An 18,148-nucleotide genomic window follows, 5' to 3' on the forward strand; every position below is an offset into this window, starting at 1 on the left:
TAATATTACAGAAAAAAACCATTATAATATATATTAGATAAATAAGAAAGTTAAGCAAGATAAATTATGATAAGCAATCTTAATAACCAAATTAATAACTTACCAGAATTAATGCTTCTATTAATTTTGCCTTTTTCTTTTTTAATTTTAGTAGTTAAAATTAATCTTACTTTAATAACTAATTATCAAAAAAAACATTGAAAAAAAAATTACTTAGATAAAACAAATTTAGTTTATGAAAAGATTTTACTAATTAGTTTTCAAGTTTTAATTATTATTTTGAATAAACAAATTAATAACATCTTTTTAAGTCAATTAGTGCCATTCTTATCGTTAATCTTATTTTTACAATTTATAATTTGTTTTACTTTTTTAGTTAAAAAAAATCAAAAAAATAAAATGACAAACAATATTTCAAATTTTAGTTTTATGATTCTAATTATTATTATTTTTGGTCAATTTATTATTATTTCCTGAAAATTACAAAATTTATTATTTACTAATATTAATAATTTTATTGGTATTACTATGATTTATAGTATTTTTATTATTTTCGTTTATAAAATTTTTAAACAAAATTTACTAGTAATTAAACACTTAATAAGTGAAACCTATAAAATTTTAGTTAATAAAAAAAATCAAGAACTAAATAAAGTAAAAAAATCTTTAACAATCTGAGAAACATCACCCCCAGGAGTTACTAATTTATGAGACTTTACTAATCGAAGTAACAATCAAGATGAAGTAAATAATCCTTTTAATGAAAATAAAAAAACAATTAAAACACAATTGATTTTATTTATTATCGCTTGCATTAATCATACTAATAAAAATATTACTAAATTACAAAAAATTATTATTAATGGCTGAAAAATTAGTTTAATTGAATAAAGTCCTTAGCTTAATTTATTGAAAATTTTAAGAAAGGAAAAAATAATGAAAGAGACAAAAGAAAATCTTAATGAACAAGAAAATGAAACAACAATAACTGATTTGACAAAAGAAGATGAAGTAAATACAAATATTGAAACATTAACAAAATCAGACACAGTTAAGAAAAATCGTCATAGCTTATTGTTATTCAAAAATGCTGCTAAGCAAGCATTTCGTAATAAAATCCAATTGATTGGTTTAGCAGTTTTAGTATTGCTTTCATCAACAATTTTTTCGTTAATGCAAACTAGTTTAGTACGAGTTGATAGCCAATATGATGCTTTAATTTCTGAAAAACAATCTAATATTCATGACTTTATTTTAGATCCTTATAATACAGCAAAATTAACAAATAATTTGGAACAACCAGAACATCCAACTCATCCTGATGATAATGCAGCAATTGTTGAAGATCAACAATTATATTTAAATCAAATTGCTCAAAATCCTAATAATAGTTTTATTTGAGAACGAATTGAAGCTAGAACTTTGCAACTTAATAATAACAATGATCCAAAAGTTTTAAAGTTAGTTACTTATAATAAAGATGCTCGAATTGATAAATTAGTAATAAGCAAAGGTTTTAATATTGGTGAAAATGCTAATGAAATTGTTCCAACTGAAAAACAAACAGTTGTTAATAAAGAATTTGCTAATAAAAACAATTTAAAAATTGGCGATATTATTAGAGTTCAATCAGATAATAAAGGTAATACTTTAAAAGTAGACGCAAACTTTGATATTAATAATCCCGAATATGCTAATTATAATTGATTAAAAATTGTTGGTTTTGGAACATCGGCTGACTTTATTACCCCAATTATTGACAAAACAACTCCCTTACCAAATAAATCTAAAGAAGGAATTTTATATGTTGATCCAACTAAGTTTGGTTTTGATAGTAGATTAAAAGTTGATAATAATGGTAAGGTACTTGATGAAAACAATCCAACAGATCAAGCAATTATTAAAGATCCAACAAAATGAAATTCATTATGATTTCATAATAAAAATAAAGAATTAATTAGTGCTGGTTCTAGCAGTGATGCTGAAATTTATTATGTTGGTAAATCAACAATGAAAAAGAAAAATAATATTTCTGAAATATCAAACTTCTTTAAAGACCGATATGTTAATACTACTGATTCAACAGCAAATTTAGTCTATCGTCTTGGTGATAGTAATTATCGTTTTAATAGTCGTACGGCAATCTTACCAAAAACAATTAAATCTTTTAAATCATTATTAATTGCTTTATTATTAATTGTTTTAGTTATTACTGGTATTACCGTTATTTTAGTTACTTATAAAAATATTGATAATTCAAAACCACAAATTGGAATTTTAAAATCAGTTGGTTATTCTAATTGAAAAATTTTAATTACATCCTTAGCTTATCCAATGATTGCTGCTTTTATTGGGACAATTCTTGTTTTCCTACCGGCAACAGGTTTACAAATTTTAGTTGTCAATACTTTTGCTAATTATTTCAACCTAAACTTTGGTACATTTGTCTTTAATGGCTTAGGTTATCTTTATTGTTTACTTTTAACTTTTGGATTTTTATCAATTATTGCTTGAGTTATTAGTGCTTTAACAGTAATTCAAAATCCAATTGCTTTAATTAAAAATATTTCAGTCTCACGAGATTCAAAATTTACTAAAGTCATTAAAAAAAGTAGTGCCAATGCTAAATTCTTTACAAGATTTAGATTAGCTTTATTTACTTCTTCAATTGGTAAAATGTCAGCAGTATTCTTAACAATGTTTTTAGGAACAATCTTAATGACAACTGCAATCATTGGACCAAAAATTATGAGTGACAACCAAAAAGTTACTTATACTGGCATGAATTATAAAACTTTAACAGAATATGTTAATCCAACTTATAACTCACCATTTAGTTTTTATAAAACTTACAATCCTAATACTGATTCTTGAAAATATAAAGCAACAACAATTGATGGTAATACTTATAGTTATCCCGATAGAAGTGATTCAAAATTTGCCCAAGAATTATTTAACAATAGTATTAATTCTGAGGCTTACGCACCAATTTATGCCAATCCAAATGATGCTAGTGCTTTAACTATGCTATCTATGAATGGTTTATCTTATTTTTACGGTAAAATGGTTACAAAAGATTTTCTTACTAGTTTAGATACAAGTACTAGCAGTCCATTCCTGATTGGTTTCATTCTAAATCTTGCTTGACCTGAAGCAGTACCAATTCATACGCTTGCTGAAACTTCTGGTAATATTTACAATTTAGAAAATTATCAAAATGCAAGAACTTTTTATATTAATTATCGTTCAACAATTGCTATGGACTTAAATCCGGCAGTTCGTGATAATGATAATGAAAAATTACTTAATAAAGATAAACTTATAACTTTTGCTAAGACTGCTGGCTATGGTGTTGGTGGTTGAAATACTGATCCAGCAAACTTTCAAGCAGAATTAAACAATTTTGCCTTTGATACAAGTGATGGACAATATCCATGACATATTACAAATGAACAAGATTTATTTGCTCATCCTAATCCAAGTAATGATGAAATGCAAAATCAATGAATTAGAAAAATTTTAATTTGATTTTATAGTTTATTTTATAACCGAGTTGGACAAGCTGTAGCACAAGGAACATATACTAAAACACCATACTTTATAAAACAAAACTTAGCAACAGCGTTTGAAAATGAAAATAGTAAATTTAATGTTAGTTTCAATGTTGTTCCCTTTGCTAAAGAAACTGATGAATTAGGAACTTACTTTGTTGGTACACCTAATAAATTATTTAATAATAAACAATATCCAATTAAAATTTATGGTTTACAAAATGAAAGTGAATTACAAAAAAAATCATTAATGCAATTAACTAATAGCAAAGGTAAGAGTTTAAATAATCTTTTAGAAAAAAATAATGACGATGGAACAAAAAACATTGTTATTAATCAAACCGTTGCTAAACAATTAAAACTGAAAGAAAATCAAACATTTTTAATGGCACCAAATGGTAATATTTTAATGACAAATCAAGATCCAAATTATCCAAATCAATATACTAACATTGATGTTGATAAAATTAATTTTGATAATATTAATAATCTTGACGATAACGATCAACCTCTTGCCGGAGAAAACAATGCTTCACTTGTTACACAAAATACAACATATGACCAAATTCCTAGTACTAGTTCTGGTGCTTATCCAAATTTAGGTGTTGATGCAACACCAATGGTAAAAGAAGTTGATCAAGGTAATGTTGTCATTAATCATGATACAGAAATGCGTAAATTTAAAGTTGCAGGAATCTATAATGGCTACGGCCAACCAACAGCGTATATTTCAAAAGATAATGCTGACGAATTATTACATTATGATGAATCAAAAAAAGCATTATACCAAATCTTTAAACGAGAATGACAATATAAAGATACTGTTAGTTTCAATGGTACAAGTGTTGACTTTGGTAGCTTACAAAATATGGCAAGCTATAATGACTTTAACGAAAACATCAGCGATAATGATCCATTAAAAACTATCTTTAATAATGAATTTCCAATTTTTAATTTTAAATTTTCAAATTCTAATGAATTAGTTGATACAACTCAAACATTCTCAATTTCGCAAGCATATGGTGATTATAGTGCGCTTGGAATGAATGGTGGCATTGATGCAAATAATCCAAATAAAGCCTATTCTGTTTATGGTGATGGAACCGCTGTTAATATCCTACCATTGTATATTCACAAACAATTACTAGAACAAATTACCCAATTAGTTGATACAATTTTATTATTCTTTATAATTTTTTCATTAGTCATTTCATTCTTTATTATTTTATTAACAAGTAACTTAGTTATTTATGAAAATCGCAAAATTATTGCAACAATGAAAACATTAGGGTATAGTAATGCTAAGATTACTAATATTGTTATTGGGATGTATTTACCAACCATTGTTGTAACTTGAATTATCGGTGTCCCTGTTGGTTGAGCAATTATTAGTTCAATTATTAAATTATTAGCATATAATACAAGTTGAGTATTACCATTATTCTTTGCTTGGTGATTACCAGTTGTTATTGGTTTAATTGTTGTCGGAATTTATGCAATTACATTTGTAATTGAATGACAAACAACAAAAAAAATTCAACCATTAGCAATCTTAAATGAAACTAATTAGGAGGAAAAATATGGCAAAAATTGAAAAAAACAAAAAAAATACTGATCAAAGTTTAATCAAAGAAAATGAAAAAAAAGTACGAAAAGAATTTAAAAATAGTGCAAAAAACTTAAATAAAATTACTAAAACACACTCACAAGCAATTTTAACAGGAAAAATTGTTTCAATTAATAACAATATTCCCAATACGGAAGAAAACATTATTGAATTATTTGATGTTAAAAAATCTTACTTAACTGGAGACTTAGAATATGAAGTTTTAAAAGGTGTTAATTTAGCAATTAAAAAAGAAACATTTGTTGTAATTTTAGGCCCTAGTGGTTCTGGTAAAACAACATTGTTAAATATTATTTCTGGTTTGGATAAAGCTAATCAAGGTGATGTTTTTGTTTCAGGTTATAATTTGTCTTTATTAAAAGATAACCACTTAACAAAATTCCGACGAGATAATGTTGGCTTTATTTTTCAACAATATAATTTATTAACTAATTTAACAGCAAAAGAAAATGCTGAAGTTGGTGAAAACTTAGCAAAAGAAAAAAATAAAGCATTAGGGATTGATGAAATCTTTAAAGTAATTGAAATGGACGAACATATGAATAAATTTCCAAGTCAATTATCTGGTGGTCAACAACAAAGAGTTTCAATTGGTCGTGCTTTAGCAAAAAATCCAAAAATCTTATTTTGTGATGAACCAACTGGTGCTTTAGACGAAGAAATGGGTCGTAAGGTTTTAGAAATTTTATTAAACGTTAATAAAGAATTTAAAACTTCAGTAATTATGGTTACTCATAATCCAAATTTCCAATATGTTGCTGATACAGTTATTAATGTTCGTAATGGAGCAATTACTAGTGTCAAACATAATCCTAATCCGAAAAAACCAAGTGAAATTAATTGAGGATAACAAAATAAAAATATGGTCAATTTTATTTGACCATATTTTTTTATAATTTTAAATTGTTAATTAAACCGGAATAAAATTTAGTTCACTTTGATAATCAAAACGAATAGAATGCTTAACATAAGTACCATAAGCTTCTATTTGCATAGCAATTCTACCTTTTGCAGAAAATTCTTTATCTTCTTCATTAATTTTAAAATCATCATAAGTAATAACTACTGAATTTGGATCATAACCTTTTTCAATATTTCAAAATTTAAAATCTACTTCCATTACCAGTTTAACTTCGTCATAAATAATATTTTGTAATATTTCATTTTGATTTAATTCCTCTTCAGGAAACTGAAAAGAGAATGAACGTATGTCTATTTGTAATTGCTTAAAATAACTAAATCATGCATCACTTCATTCACTATCATCTTCATTTTTATCTAATTTAATTTTTATTTGTCTTAATAGATTACTACGTTCTGTAGTCATAGAAATTTGTTTTACTGTAAGGATTAATTGCATTTCTTGATTTGTAATTGAACCATAATCATAATTAACTACTAATGATAATGTTTTAGCAGCAATCAAATCAGAATCTGCTAACTCATTACCTTCGTTAGTAAAAATTTTATTTACAACAAATAAATTATCATTAATAAGATTACTAGATGTTGCTACTAAACGATCTTTAATAAATTTAGTATCAATTGTAGGAATTAATTGATTCACTGTCGTATTTAAATTAACTGATTTACTAAATCTAGTTGAATTAATTATATCAACAGCTTCTTGATCATTTTCTACTGCTTTGTTAAAAAAAAAATTCATTAATGGATTAATAGTAATTCCTACTTGACCAATATATTTACTATTTGTTGTCGCAGAAATAACCACTGAACCAGGTGTAATATTAGTTGCTTTATTGAAGTATCTAATTTCAACATTTGTAATATTTAAACTAGGATTTAATCTAGCAATTTCAGCTAAAATAGTTTTTTCATCATTAGCAACTGAACCTTCAATTGTTCTTTCAGTAATTACAGTACTTAACGCTGTTTTTGGTAAAGCATTAATAACAATTGTTACTTCACCAGTATATTTAGTATTTTCTTTAGCAATAACTGTAAATTCTCCTGATGCATATTGTGATGCTGCTTTAAAGTCACCAACTTCAACATCATCAATATCTAAATCAAGATTTAATCTAGCAACTTCTTTTAATACAGTATCTTCATCATTAGCAGTTGCGCCTTCAACTTCTCTAATACCAATAACATCATTTAAATTAATTTTTGGTAAAACTGTAATAGTGATAGTAACTTCACCAGTATATTTTGTCCCTTCCAAAGCAGAAATAACAGCTGTTCCTTCTTTAACTTCTGTCGCTTTAGTGAAGTTTGTCACTTCAACATCTTCAGCTGTTAATCGTGGATTCAAATATCCAATTTGTCTAAGTAATGCTTCTTCAGTAGGAGCAACTTGTCCTTTAACTTGAGCAACAGTAATAACACTTCTTAATTCAATTTTTGGTACAGGTGTAATAGTAATTCCTACTACTCCACTATAATCACTTCCAATTTTGGCAGCAACCATTGCTGCTCCTGGTGAAATTTCAGTTGGTTTATAAAAACTTGTCACTTCAACATCAGCAATTCTTAAATCAGGATTTAAAATAAGAAGTTGTGCTAATAAAGAAGTTTCATCACTAGCATCCTTACCTTCAATTTCTCTTACTTTAATTACATTATTCAATAATGTCTTAGCAGCAACAATAACTGAATGATGATTAGTTAAAGTATTTTTATCTGATGCTGGTGCTACTGAATGATTAGTAAAAGTACTAACTGATACTGGCACAACTCCTAACAAGCTAATTGTTGCCAACATCACTTTAAAACTCGATTTTTTCATAATTCCCTCCCTAAGCATTTATAATGCTAATTAACATTATATCTTTACAGTCAGTTTCGGTCAATAATTTTAATATTTTATTTAAGCAAATAAAAAAGTTGTTTCTAAAAAACAACTTTACAACTATTTATTAAGTTTAAACTCATAAATATCAACACCATTTTTTTTAATATCTAAATCTAAAACATAAGCAATACCACAAAGAAAATCAATAATTCTTCTACGATCGCCAATGATTGTATTTTGTAAATTTAATTTAACTGATTTTCTTGCTACCAAAGCATTAGCAATTAATTCAACTTCTTCATAAGTTTTTGGAGTAAATTCTTTAATTAACTCCATTGCTGCATCTTTATTATCATAAAGATTAGTTGCTGGTAAAGAAGCAGTATCATCAGTTGTTTGATTTTTACTCTTTCATCAACCCATTTAGTCTACCTCTCTTCTTTTTCTCAAAAAAGCTGGTAAATCATCATTTTCCAATAATGATTCTGTTATATCTTTTTGGTAATTTTTTTCTTGAACATTTTTAACTGAAGCAGGAGCAGCATTATTTAAATGTTGTGTATTATTAATAAAGTCTAAAATATTAACTTTATTATTAAAATTACTTGCTGCTGGTCTTTTATGGTCTTCAAAACCAGTAGCAATTACTGTCACAATCATTGAATCATTTAAATGTTCATTAATTGCCACACCAAAAATAATATTAACGTCATTTCCTGCTGCTTCTCTAACAACATCAACAGCAATATTAGCATCAATCAATGTCATAGTTGTACCACCAGTAACATTTAAAATTAAATTTTTTGCTCCTTTAATTGTTACATCATCTAATAATGGTGAAGAAATTGCTTTTAAAGCAGATTCCTTAGCTTTATTTTCTCCCTTGCCCATTCCAATTCCAAATAAAGCACTGCCTTTATTTTGTAAAATTGTTCTAACATCAGCAAAATCTAAATTAATTAAAGCTGGAACAGCAATCAAATCAGTAATTGTTTGTACTCCTTGACGTAAAATATTATCTGCTTCTCTAAAAGAATCTTTTAAAGGAATATTACCAATAACATGGAGTAATTTATCATTAGAAATAATAATAATGGCATCAACTTGTTTTCGTAATTTTTCAATTCCCATTGCTGCATAAGAGTTTCTTTGGCGACCTTCAAATTTAAAAGGTTTAGTAATAATCGCAATTGTTAAAGCACCAGATTCTTTGGCAATTCGTGCAATAATGTGAGCAGCCCCAGTTCCTGTACCACCACCCATACCAGCAGCAACAAAAACCATATCAGCACCTTCAAGTGCTTTTTTAATTTCTGATTCACTTTCAATTGCAGCTTGTTGTCCGATTTCTGGATTTGCTCCAGCACCTAAACCTTTCGATAATTCCTTACCTAAAATAATGCGATTTTTTGCTTTTGATGCTGCTAAAACTTGAGCATCAGTATTTGCAACATAAAAATCAACACCTTGAACACCTGCTTCAATCATACGATTAACAGCATTATTCCCGGCTCCTCCAACACCAATAACTTTAATTATTGCAACTTGTTCAAATTGTGCAGTAGTATCAATTTCCATTTTTGTCTCCTTTTAAAGTCTTTTTTTGTTCTGATTAATTAATATTACCTATTATCATTATACTGATAATTTAAATTTAAATGTGAATGATGTTGATTTGCATCAATTTCATTCTTTTCATGAGCAAGGGTTTTATTTATTATTTCCTTGCCAGTATTACTAATTGATGAAACAGTAACATTATTGAAAATATTCAAGTTATGTTGATAATTTGTCGCACCAATTAATGGTGCTCATTCATAATTATCAATTCCTGGAATTATATTAGCAATAAAAGAAACCTTACTTAATTTCTCAAAATTTTTAATATAACTACTAAATCCAGGTAAATTGATTGTTTGTCCTGTAAAAGCAATTTCAATATTTGGATCATTATTAATAATTTCAGTTAAAAACCCTTCAATATGTTCAACAATTTCATCAAGTTGATTACGAACAGTATTTTGTAAATCTGCTTTACTTAAAACAACCATTCTTCTACTTTCTTGATCAAAGTACTTATCAACAATTAAATCACCTAAATAATCACTATTAACATTAATAATTTTTGTTAAGTATTTCAATGCTTTACTATAACTACAATGCATTTTTACCATCAAACCTTGAATAATTTGATTAAAACCAATTTTAATATTATGAATCGCATATAATGCTGAATTAGAAAAAACACTAATTTTAGTATTATTTCAGCCTCAATCAATTAAAACCAAATTATTAAAATTATTATGAAAATTAAAAACTAACGCAAACTGATCTAATGTTGCAGACAATAACTCACATTTTGCTTGTTTTAAAACTTCTAATTGAGAATTATAAATTGCTGTTGGCAATGTATAAATTAAACTTTCAAGATAAATAATTTGTCCTTGAGCATTTAAGGGAAAAGAGTTAGGGAAATTTTTATTATCAACTTTAAAATCATATGGTTTTGTTAAACAAATAACTTCATCTCGATCAATACTAATATTTTTTGCCATTTCAATTACTTGATTAATGTCACTATTAGTAATAACATGATTAACTTCTTTAAAATCCAACATTGCTCGTGATTGATAAATCTTTAAATTATTAGATGGTAAATTTAAAGCAACTCTGGTAATGTTAATTTTTAAAAGTTTGTTAATTTTATTTAATATTGTTCTTAAAGTTTTACCAGTTAATTCTGAATCAAGCACAAGACCATTTTCAGCATATTGTTCAGTATTAAGTATTTCTTTATAAAGTACTTGAATATGATTATCAACATACTTATTAACCATAATTTTTAAATTAAAGTCGTCAATTTGACAAACAACATATAGTTCTTGATCAAACATTTTTATTTCCTTTCTTTTAACTAACTCTTTCAATTACTCTTAATTTAGCACTTCGACTGCGAGGATTTTCCCTAATTTCCTGCTCTGTAGGAATAATTGGTTTTTTAGTAATAATCTTGTAATTACTAGTTCAATTACTAGCAATTGGTAATTTTGCATATACTTCATATTGCGGATCTTTAACCACTGTTAGAAAAACATTTTTAACAATTCGATCTTCCAATGAGTGAAAGCTAATCACAACAATTCTTCCTTTTGGTTTTAATAATTTTAAAGCTTGTACTAATGATGTTTTAAGACTACCTAATTCATCATTAACAGCAATTCTAATTGCTTGATAAGTTTTTTTTGCTGGGTGATGACTTTTATTTTTTTGCTTTGCTGGTAAAGAATTTTTAATAATATTTGTTAGTTGTTCCGTAGTATCAATTGCTTCCTTATTCCGAAAATTAACAATATTCTTAGCAATCGTAGCAGCAAAAGGTTCTTCACCATAAGTTTTAATAATATCCTTAAGATCTTGATAACTATAAGTATTAACAATATCTCAAGCAGTTAACTTTTGATTTTGATCCATTCGCATATCTAATCTACTATTAGTTTTATAGCTAAATCCTCGGTCTTCATCATCAACTTGTGGTGATGAAATTCCCAAATCATAAATAATTCCATCAACTTTAGTAATATTTCTTGCTCTTAATTCTTCCGTTAGATTAGCAAAGTTATTTTTAATTAATAAATAATCACGATCATATTTATTTAAGATTCGTTGACTATCATTAATTGCTGTTTGATCTAAATCAAAAGCATATAATTTGCCAGTTAATAATCGCTCCAAAATTGCTTTACTATGTCCTGCTCGACCTAAAGTACAATCAACATAAGTACCACTTGGCTTAACATTAAGTAAAGTAATTGTTTCATCTAACATAACCGGAATATGTACTAAATTTTTCATAATTTAAAACTCTTTTAAAGTAGCAGCAGCTTGTACTAACTGGTCTTTCGTTTCATCATTGAAATCTTTTCAAGCAGTTTCTGACCAAATTTCCAATTTATTTGCCAAAGCAATAACAACAACTTTATTACTAATTTTGCTAATTTCCAATAACATTGAAGGAATTGTAATTCTTCCTTTATTATCAATTGTTACTTCTTCAGAATTAGCAAAAATTTGTCGTGATAAAATTCTACTTTCTTTTAATCCTTCCGACTGGTGCAAAATTTTTTCTTGTCATCTAGTAAATTCTTCAATACTACGAACTACTAAACAATCTTCAAAACCACGAGAAACAATAAGGTTTTGAGTATCTTGAAAATATCCGCGAAATTTGGCCGGAATAATCATCCGTTTCTTATTATCAATTGATGTTGTAACTTGACCTAGTAGCATTGATGTTCCACCCATACTTTCCCACTACTACCCTAATTATACTTTAATAGTAAAAAAATACAAAAGATTTGCTTATTTTTATTAACATTTAAAAGACCCATTTTTAAGTTTGTATTATATATAACACAAAAGGTATTTAATAAAAACTAATTTTTAAAATAAAACAACTAAATATTAAAATTTTTTTTGAAAAACCTGAAATCAATTATTAATTTTTATGTTATTATTCTTTATAGTTATTAATAATTTATTAATATTATTCAAATAATTATTTAACAAGGAAAGAAAAATTATGAGTGACATAAACCCTAATTCAAATAATGAGCATAAAAAAGTTTCAGAAGAAACTCGCAGTCCATTAGATACTTTTATTGAAGTTTATAAAGCATCAGTACACAAAGCACACAATCCATTAATTAAAACCTTTTTATTAGGAATAGTAGCAGGAGCATTTATTGGCATTGCTTATATTGCCTCAATTTGAGCAACAAGAAATATGCAAGGGCAAGCAATGTATAATGTTATTTTTGGTTTAGTATTCTTAGTTGCTATTACAATGATTATTTTTATGGGTGGAGAAATGTTCACATCCAATTCATTAATGTTTATTCCTGTAATTAAAAAACATGTTAAATGACGCAGAATGTTTGCTAATTTATTTGTGGTTTTAATGGGTAATTTCATTGGTGGCGCTTTATTTGGTTTGTTAACTTGAGGTGCAGGATTTTTAAAAGATCCAGCATTTTTAAGTAATGCTTATTCAATAGCAGAGCATAAATTAGAGACAAGTTGATATAATAATTTCTTTAGTGCGATTATTTGTAATATTCTAGTTGCTGGAAGTCTTTATATTACTTGTGCAACAAAAAGTTCAATTGCTAAATTTGCATTAATGGCAATGTTAATTTTCCCATTTGCTTTATCAGGATTTTCTCATGTTGTTGCTAATAGCTATCCTTGAACATTACTACCAATCTTTAATCTCTTCAAAGGGTACCATACAACATTTGGTGATTGAGGAAAATTTGGTTATAGTGTTCAACTACCAACATTATTTGGTAACTTCATTGGTGGAGCAATCTTCTTAATGGGATTCTACTATCTAATCTTTAGAAAAGATTTAAAGAAAATAAATATTGAGCTATAAAATCAATCAGTAAAATGATTGATTTTTTTATTGCAAAATTAAATTAACATCTGCAAAAGTAAAATTCTTACATAAGTCTCATATTATTTATATAATAAAAGTAAATTGATTTAAAAAATAGGGGACTAATAAATATGCATTTAGATGATTTAACAAAACAAGTTTGAGATAAAGCACAAGATTGTAAATGTGGTTTAGCTGATTGCGAATCAAACCATAAATTATGTGGTATTTGTAATAAAACAATTGTTTATACCGCCCATGAAAGCAATCAACCACATAGTGCTTATGCCTGAAATCGCGATCATATCTTGCCACTTTCAAAAGGTGGAAAAACCGAACTTAATAATTTACAAGCAACTCATGTTCATTGCAATCATAAAAAAGGTAATAAAGAAGAAACTATTTCAGTGCTTGAAGCAACAATTGAAGAAAAATAAAAAGAGACAATTAGCGAAATGCATTTCACACCTGTCTCTTTCAGTTGGGCAGCTTACCTGCTCTCGAAGAACACACCAGCAACTTAATTTCTAGAAGTATTTACCATCTAGACTCTGACCAACAGCATTTAATATTTAATATATTATTATTATATACAACATTTGGAGATTTGCAAGCGTTTATCTTAAAGTCAAAATTTTCAAATAAATTTAATAATTTCTGAGAATGCGAGTGTTGATTTAAATATTTATTTGAAAAATTTACAATTATATCAGCAGCTTGTATACAATCTGATTTTTTTGAATCTAAATGTGAAACTTTACGAACATATATTTTCTTAGATCGTAAAAATTTAATTATTTCATTCATTGAATAATCCTTATTTAAATAATTTAACAATATTTTGTCATCTATTTCCAGAATCTTTTCTGTATGACTATTATCTATATAAATATTTATTGTTGATTCAGATAATATTTTATGTGTTTTTATTAAGGTTGCTAATAATAATGCTATCATTTCATTTATTTTTAATTTTGCATATTCTTCATCAAAATCTAAATCATTCAACTCATCTTTACAAGTTCATACACAACATAATGCATCAACCAAATTATATTGATTGATTAAGTTTTCTATATTTGCCTTTTTATATGGACTTTTTTTATAATTAACATATTTTTTAGCTAAATCATTTCCTTTAATTTCATCTTTCTTCGTTATTTTATCTTTTGCATTTTTAAAATTCTTAATAAAATTATTTCTTTTCTTTTTATTATTAAAAAGAACTCCGCCATAAAGCACATGTTTATCACTTTTATTAAGAAATTTACCACTGTCATCTAAATACAACCAGTATTCCATAAATCTCATCCATTCTATACCCTATTTTCATAATAATTATAAGGTTTTTTTCAAAATAAGAAAAATATTTTTTAAAAATATAAAAATCTTATTAAAATTTTTGAATTTAAATCCATTTTAATTACCACGTAAAAAAATTATTATATAATAATAAAAAGAACTTACAATTACAATTCATATTCAAAGTAAGTTCTTTAAATTTAAACCCAGTTTGATAATCAAACAAAACATTATATATTACTTGCTTGCCATATCAGTTAACAATAAATAATATAATATGCACAAAATAATGATAAAAATAAATAATTATGTCAATTGATTTGATTAATAATAAAAAATTAATTGAAAGAGAAATTAATAATTATTTTAAATTTTTTGAAAAGAATTAGTAAAATAATTATTATTAATAATAAAAAAATATAAAACTAGTTTAATAAATAGAAAGGAACTTATTTATGTTCCCTTGCATATCTAAAACTAAATATTTTAATTCAGGTATACACAATGTAATTAAAAATCGTAACTATACTTGTTCTAATTGTGACACAAATCAACTTATAATAAACGAATATTTATTTTCCGGTTATTGCGATATAACAGGAAATAATCATAATGGCTGCTCCCCAAGTTCTTATGCTACTTCTCTTCAACAAGAATCTTATTTAAAAATTATTGACAAAGTTGCTTTTATCTGTAGTAATGCTAGATGTAATAAAATGTCAGTTAATAATCTAGATGGAAACCCATATTTTAATATTTCTAAGTTAAATTCTAATGAGCTTGAAATTTTAGAATTATTAAAAATAAATAATAAGGAAATTTTATATAATTTATTAAAAGAATACTTTTTTACTTTAAGTCTAAATTTTAACTCTGCTGCTACTTTACTTGCTAGAAAAATGTTAATGCATTTTGCTTTTGAATTAGGTTGTACAGAAAAAAATAAAAACTTTGTTTATTATGTTGAATTTATTAAAAATGATGGTACTTTAGGCAAAAAATGAAATTCTAAATTAGATCAAATTAGAAAATTAGGTAATGAAGAAGCTCATGAAGTAAAAATTGCTTCCGATGAAGAACTTAAAACTATAAAAATTATCATGTTAGAATTAATTAACTCACATTTTAAACCAGATATAATTTAACTTTTAACTTTATCTTTACTCATAAATTCTTGCTTTTTCTCTCATTTTCAAGTATTATTATATTGTTAGTGACTTATTATTGTTATTATTTATCTCTCAAATAATCGCTTTAATAAGCCGAATTTTATCATCAAGGAGAGAACAAACTATGGATCAAAAACATTACGAAAGTTTAATTAAAAAGTTTCGTTTAAATGATAAAGATACAGGATCAACACCTGTGCAAATTATTAATTTAACAAAAAGAATTTTGGAATTAACAGAACACCTAAAAGTTCAAAAAAAAGATGTACCTGCCAAAAGAACTTTATTAAAAATAGTTGCAACAAGAAAGACTTACTTAAAGTATTTAAAAACTCAAAAGTTAGAAAAATACACTTATGAAGAATTCATTAAAGCATTAAATTTAAAAAAATAAATTAAAGAAATCACTTTATTATCTAATAAAGTGATTTTTATTTTTCAAAACTATGAAGTTCTGATCATAACTTATTTAAAACAGTCTTTGATTTCACAACTTGTTTCAATTCATCAAAACTAGCATTTTGTAAATCATTAAAAGTAGGAAACTTAACTAAAATATCTTTTTGTAATTTCGGACCAATTCCTGGAATTGCTGCTAAAAAACTATTAATCATTGATTGACTTCGTTTTAATTTATGATATTTAATCGCATAATTGTGAACTTGATCTTGTAAGTTTGCTAAAAACAAAAAGCAAATATCATTTTTAGGAATATGAACAACTTGAAAGTTACTATTAATTACACGATCTGTTTGATGTTTTTTATTTTTTGCCAAGCCAATTATTGGAATTTCTAAATTCAATAATTTTAAAGGATTTAAAGTTGCTTGAATTTGTGGTTTACCACCATCAACAATAATCAAATCTGGTAATGGTAACTTATTAACTAATAAATTATAATAACGGCGATAAATCATTTCCTCAAAACGATGAAAATCATCATTTAACTTTGGATTTAATAAGAATCGGCGATAATCATTAAAACTTGGCTTACCATCTTTATAAACAATCATCGCGCCAACACTAGCATTTTTATATAAATTAGAAACATCAAATACTTCTAAATGATTAATTTCTGGTAATTTTAATCATTGACTTAAGACTTTCATCATATTTACTTCGGCAGTCTTTGCTTTATCCAAATAATTTTTTCAAGCATAAACAGCATTAGTCTTAGCAATATTTAAAATATTTTCTTTTTTTCCTTTAACTGGATGTAAAAATTTAACCGTTGGAAATAATAATTTTAAATCAGCAATTTCTATTTCTTTAGGCAAGTAAATTTCTTTTGGTAAAGTATTTTTATTATAAAGTTGAGTACAATAATTTCGGACAAAATCTTGAATATCCAAAAAATTATTAACACTAACATTTTCATCTTTTGCTTGCAATTTACCATTACGATAAAATAAAGTAACAATACTAATTAAATCATCTTCTTTTAAATAATTAATAAAATCACGATCACCAAAATCTTGGAACTCAACTACTTGTTGTGATAAAAATAAATCAATCTTTTCTAATAAAATCTTAATCCGATTAGCTGCTTCATATTGTAAGTTTTCTGAACTAATATTCATACTATTTTGTAATTGTTTTTTAATATCAGTAACATTACCTTTGAAAAATTGATTGATTTTATTAATTTGATTTTGATAATAACTTCAAGGAACTTCTTTAAAACAAGCACCCGAACATTGTCCTAAATGATAATACAAACAAGGTTTACCTAAATTACCAGCACATCTTCGCAATGGAAAAATTCTTTCTAATAATTTTAAAACTTCCCTTGCTCCTGTGCCATCAGGAAATGGTCCGTAATAAATCCCTTGATCTTTACTTGCTCGACGAACATAACGATATTGTGGATCTTTTTCATTTGTAATTTGAATATAAGGATATCTTTTATCATCAGCTAACAAAATATTATATTTTGGATGATATTTTTTAATTAAAGTTTGTTCTAAAATCAAAGCTTCTTTTTCATTGTTTGTTGCAATAAAATCAATATCAGCAATGTCATTTACTAATTGCATTGTTTTAAAATTGCCTACTTTAGTAAAATAACTATTAACTCTTTTTTTTAATGATTTTGCTTTTCCAACATAAATTAATTGCTGATTTTTATCTTTATACAAATAACAACCAGAAACATTTGGTAAATTCTTAACTTGTTCAAGCAACATTTGTTTTTTTTCCATTATTCACCAAGCAATTAATTTTGATTCTTTTAATAATTATATTATATAATTTTCTCAAAATAACCGAATAAAAAGCAAAAAAACAATTGTATTTCAACAATAATTG

At 25.8% G+C, this 18,148-nt stretch carries 15 protein-coding genes; 7 read left to right on the forward strand and 8 right to left on the reverse strand.

The window, feature by feature from the left end; genetic code table 4:
* Window positions 1-66: 66 nt before the first annotated feature.
* The 3 genes from LT335_RS00470 to LT335_RS00480 are packed head-to-tail and all read left to right on the forward strand — an operon-like array spanning window position 67 to window position 6,028.
* The gene (locus tag LT335_RS00470; protein ID WP_249727805.1) at window positions 67-891 is read left to right on the forward strand and encodes a hypothetical protein; all 825 of its coding nucleotides are present in this window, start codon (window positions 67-69) and stop codon (window positions 889-891) included.
* A 45-nt stretch (window positions 892-936) separates the two neighbouring features.
* Window positions 937-5,121 carry an ABC transporter permease gene (locus tag LT335_RS00475; protein ID WP_249727807.1) on the forward strand — a complete coding sequence of 1,395 codons (4,185 nt, stop codon included), beginning with the start codon at window positions 937-939 and terminating at the stop codon, window positions 5,119-5,121.
* 10 nt (window positions 5,122-5,131) lie between these two features.
* Window positions 5,132-6,028, forward strand: coding sequence for an ABC transporter ATP-binding protein (locus tag LT335_RS00480; RefSeq protein ID WP_249727808.1), 897 nt, complete (start codon window positions 5,132-5,134; stop codon window positions 6,026-6,028).
* A 60-nt stretch (window positions 6,029-6,088) separates the two neighbouring features.
* Here LT335_RS00480 and LT335_RS00485 read toward each other — a convergent pair whose 3' ends face one another.
* The 6 genes from LT335_RS00485 to mraZ form a co-directional block, all read right to left on the reverse strand.
* Window positions 6,089-7,927 carry a hypothetical protein gene (locus tag LT335_RS00485; RefSeq protein ID WP_249727810.1) on the reverse strand — a complete coding sequence of 613 codons (1,839 nt, stop codon included), beginning with the start codon at window positions 7,925-7,927 and terminating at the stop codon, window positions 6,089-6,091.
* A 123-nt stretch (window positions 7,928-8,050) separates the two neighbouring features.
* Window positions 8,051-8,356 carry a cell division protein SepF gene (gene sepF / locus LT335_RS00490; RefSeq protein ID WP_249727812.1) on the reverse strand — a complete coding sequence of 102 codons (306 nt, stop codon included), beginning with the start codon at window positions 8,354-8,356 and terminating at the stop codon, window positions 8,051-8,053.
* Window positions 8,357-9,511, reverse strand: a complete 1,155-nt coding sequence (ftsZ, locus tag LT335_RS00495; protein WP_249727813.1) for a cell division protein FtsZ — start codon at window positions 9,509-9,511, stop codon at window positions 8,357-8,359.
* A gap of 44 nt (window positions 9,512-9,555) precedes the next feature.
* Window positions 9,556-10,827, reverse strand: a complete 1,272-nt coding sequence (locus tag LT335_RS00500) for a cell division protein FtsA (protein WP_249727815.1) — start codon at window positions 10,825-10,827, stop codon at window positions 9,556-9,558.
* Window positions 10,828-10,843: 16 nt separating this feature from the next.
* Window positions 10,844-11,785: a 16S rRNA (cytosine(1402)-N(4))-methyltransferase RsmH gene (rsmH, locus tag LT335_RS00505; RefSeq protein WP_249727829.1), complete on the reverse strand. Its 942-nt coding sequence runs from the start codon at window positions 11,783-11,785 to the stop codon at window positions 10,844-10,846.
* Window positions 11,786-11,788: 3 nt separating this feature from the next.
* Entirely contained in the window at window positions 11,789-12,235 is a 447-nt protein-coding gene (mraZ, locus tag LT335_RS00510) for a division/cell wall cluster transcriptional repressor MraZ (RefSeq protein WP_249727830.1), read from the reverse strand.
* A 277-nt stretch (window positions 12,236-12,512) separates the two neighbouring features.
* On the opposite strand from mraZ, the gene LT335_RS00515 reads away from it, so the two are divergent.
* Together LT335_RS00515 and LT335_RS00520 are read left to right on the forward strand one after the other, a co-directional pair.
* Entirely contained in the window at window positions 12,513-13,367 is an 855-nt protein-coding gene (locus LT335_RS00515) for a formate/nitrite transporter family protein (protein WP_249727831.1), read from the forward strand.
* A gap of 134 nt (window positions 13,368-13,501) precedes the next feature.
* The gene (locus tag LT335_RS00520) at window positions 13,502-13,807 is read left to right on the forward strand and encodes an HNH endonuclease (protein WP_249727832.1); all 306 of its coding nucleotides are present in this window, start codon (window positions 13,502-13,504) and stop codon (window positions 13,805-13,807) included.
* Between the two features lie 100 nt (window positions 13,808-13,907).
* Here LT335_RS00520 and LT335_RS00525 read toward each other — a convergent pair whose 3' ends face one another.
* Window positions 13,908-14,681, reverse strand: coding sequence for a DUF3800 domain-containing protein (locus LT335_RS00525; RefSeq protein WP_249727833.1), 774 nt, complete (start codon window positions 14,679-14,681; stop codon window positions 13,908-13,910).
* A 446-nt stretch (window positions 14,682-15,127) separates the two neighbouring features.
* On the opposite strand from LT335_RS00525, the gene LT335_RS00530 reads away from it, so the two are divergent.
* Together LT335_RS00530 and rpsO are read left to right on the forward strand one after the other, a co-directional pair.
* On the forward strand, window positions 15,128-15,817 hold the full coding sequence (locus tag LT335_RS00530) for a DUF4145 domain-containing protein (protein WP_249727834.1): 690 nt from the start codon (window positions 15,128-15,130) through the stop codon (window positions 15,815-15,817).
* A gap of 148 nt (window positions 15,818-15,965) precedes the next feature.
* Window positions 15,966-16,235, forward strand: a complete 270-nt coding sequence (gene rpsO, locus LT335_RS00535) for a 30S ribosomal protein S15 (protein ID WP_249727835.1) — start codon at window positions 15,966-15,968, stop codon at window positions 16,233-16,235.
* A 37-nt stretch (window positions 16,236-16,272) separates the two neighbouring features.
* Here the strand turns inward: rpsO and uvrC are convergent, their stop codons facing one another.
* Entirely contained in the window at window positions 16,273-18,042 is a 1,770-nt protein-coding gene (gene uvrC, locus LT335_RS00540; RefSeq protein WP_249727836.1) for an excinuclease ABC subunit UvrC, read from the reverse strand.
* Window positions 18,043-18,148 lie beyond the last annotated feature (106 nt).

The organism is Spiroplasma attinicola, from assembly GCF_023509825.1.
GTDB classification, from domain to species: Bacteria; Bacillota_I; Bacilli_A; order Mycoplasmatales; family VBWQ01; genus Spiroplasma_D; species Spiroplasma_D attinicola.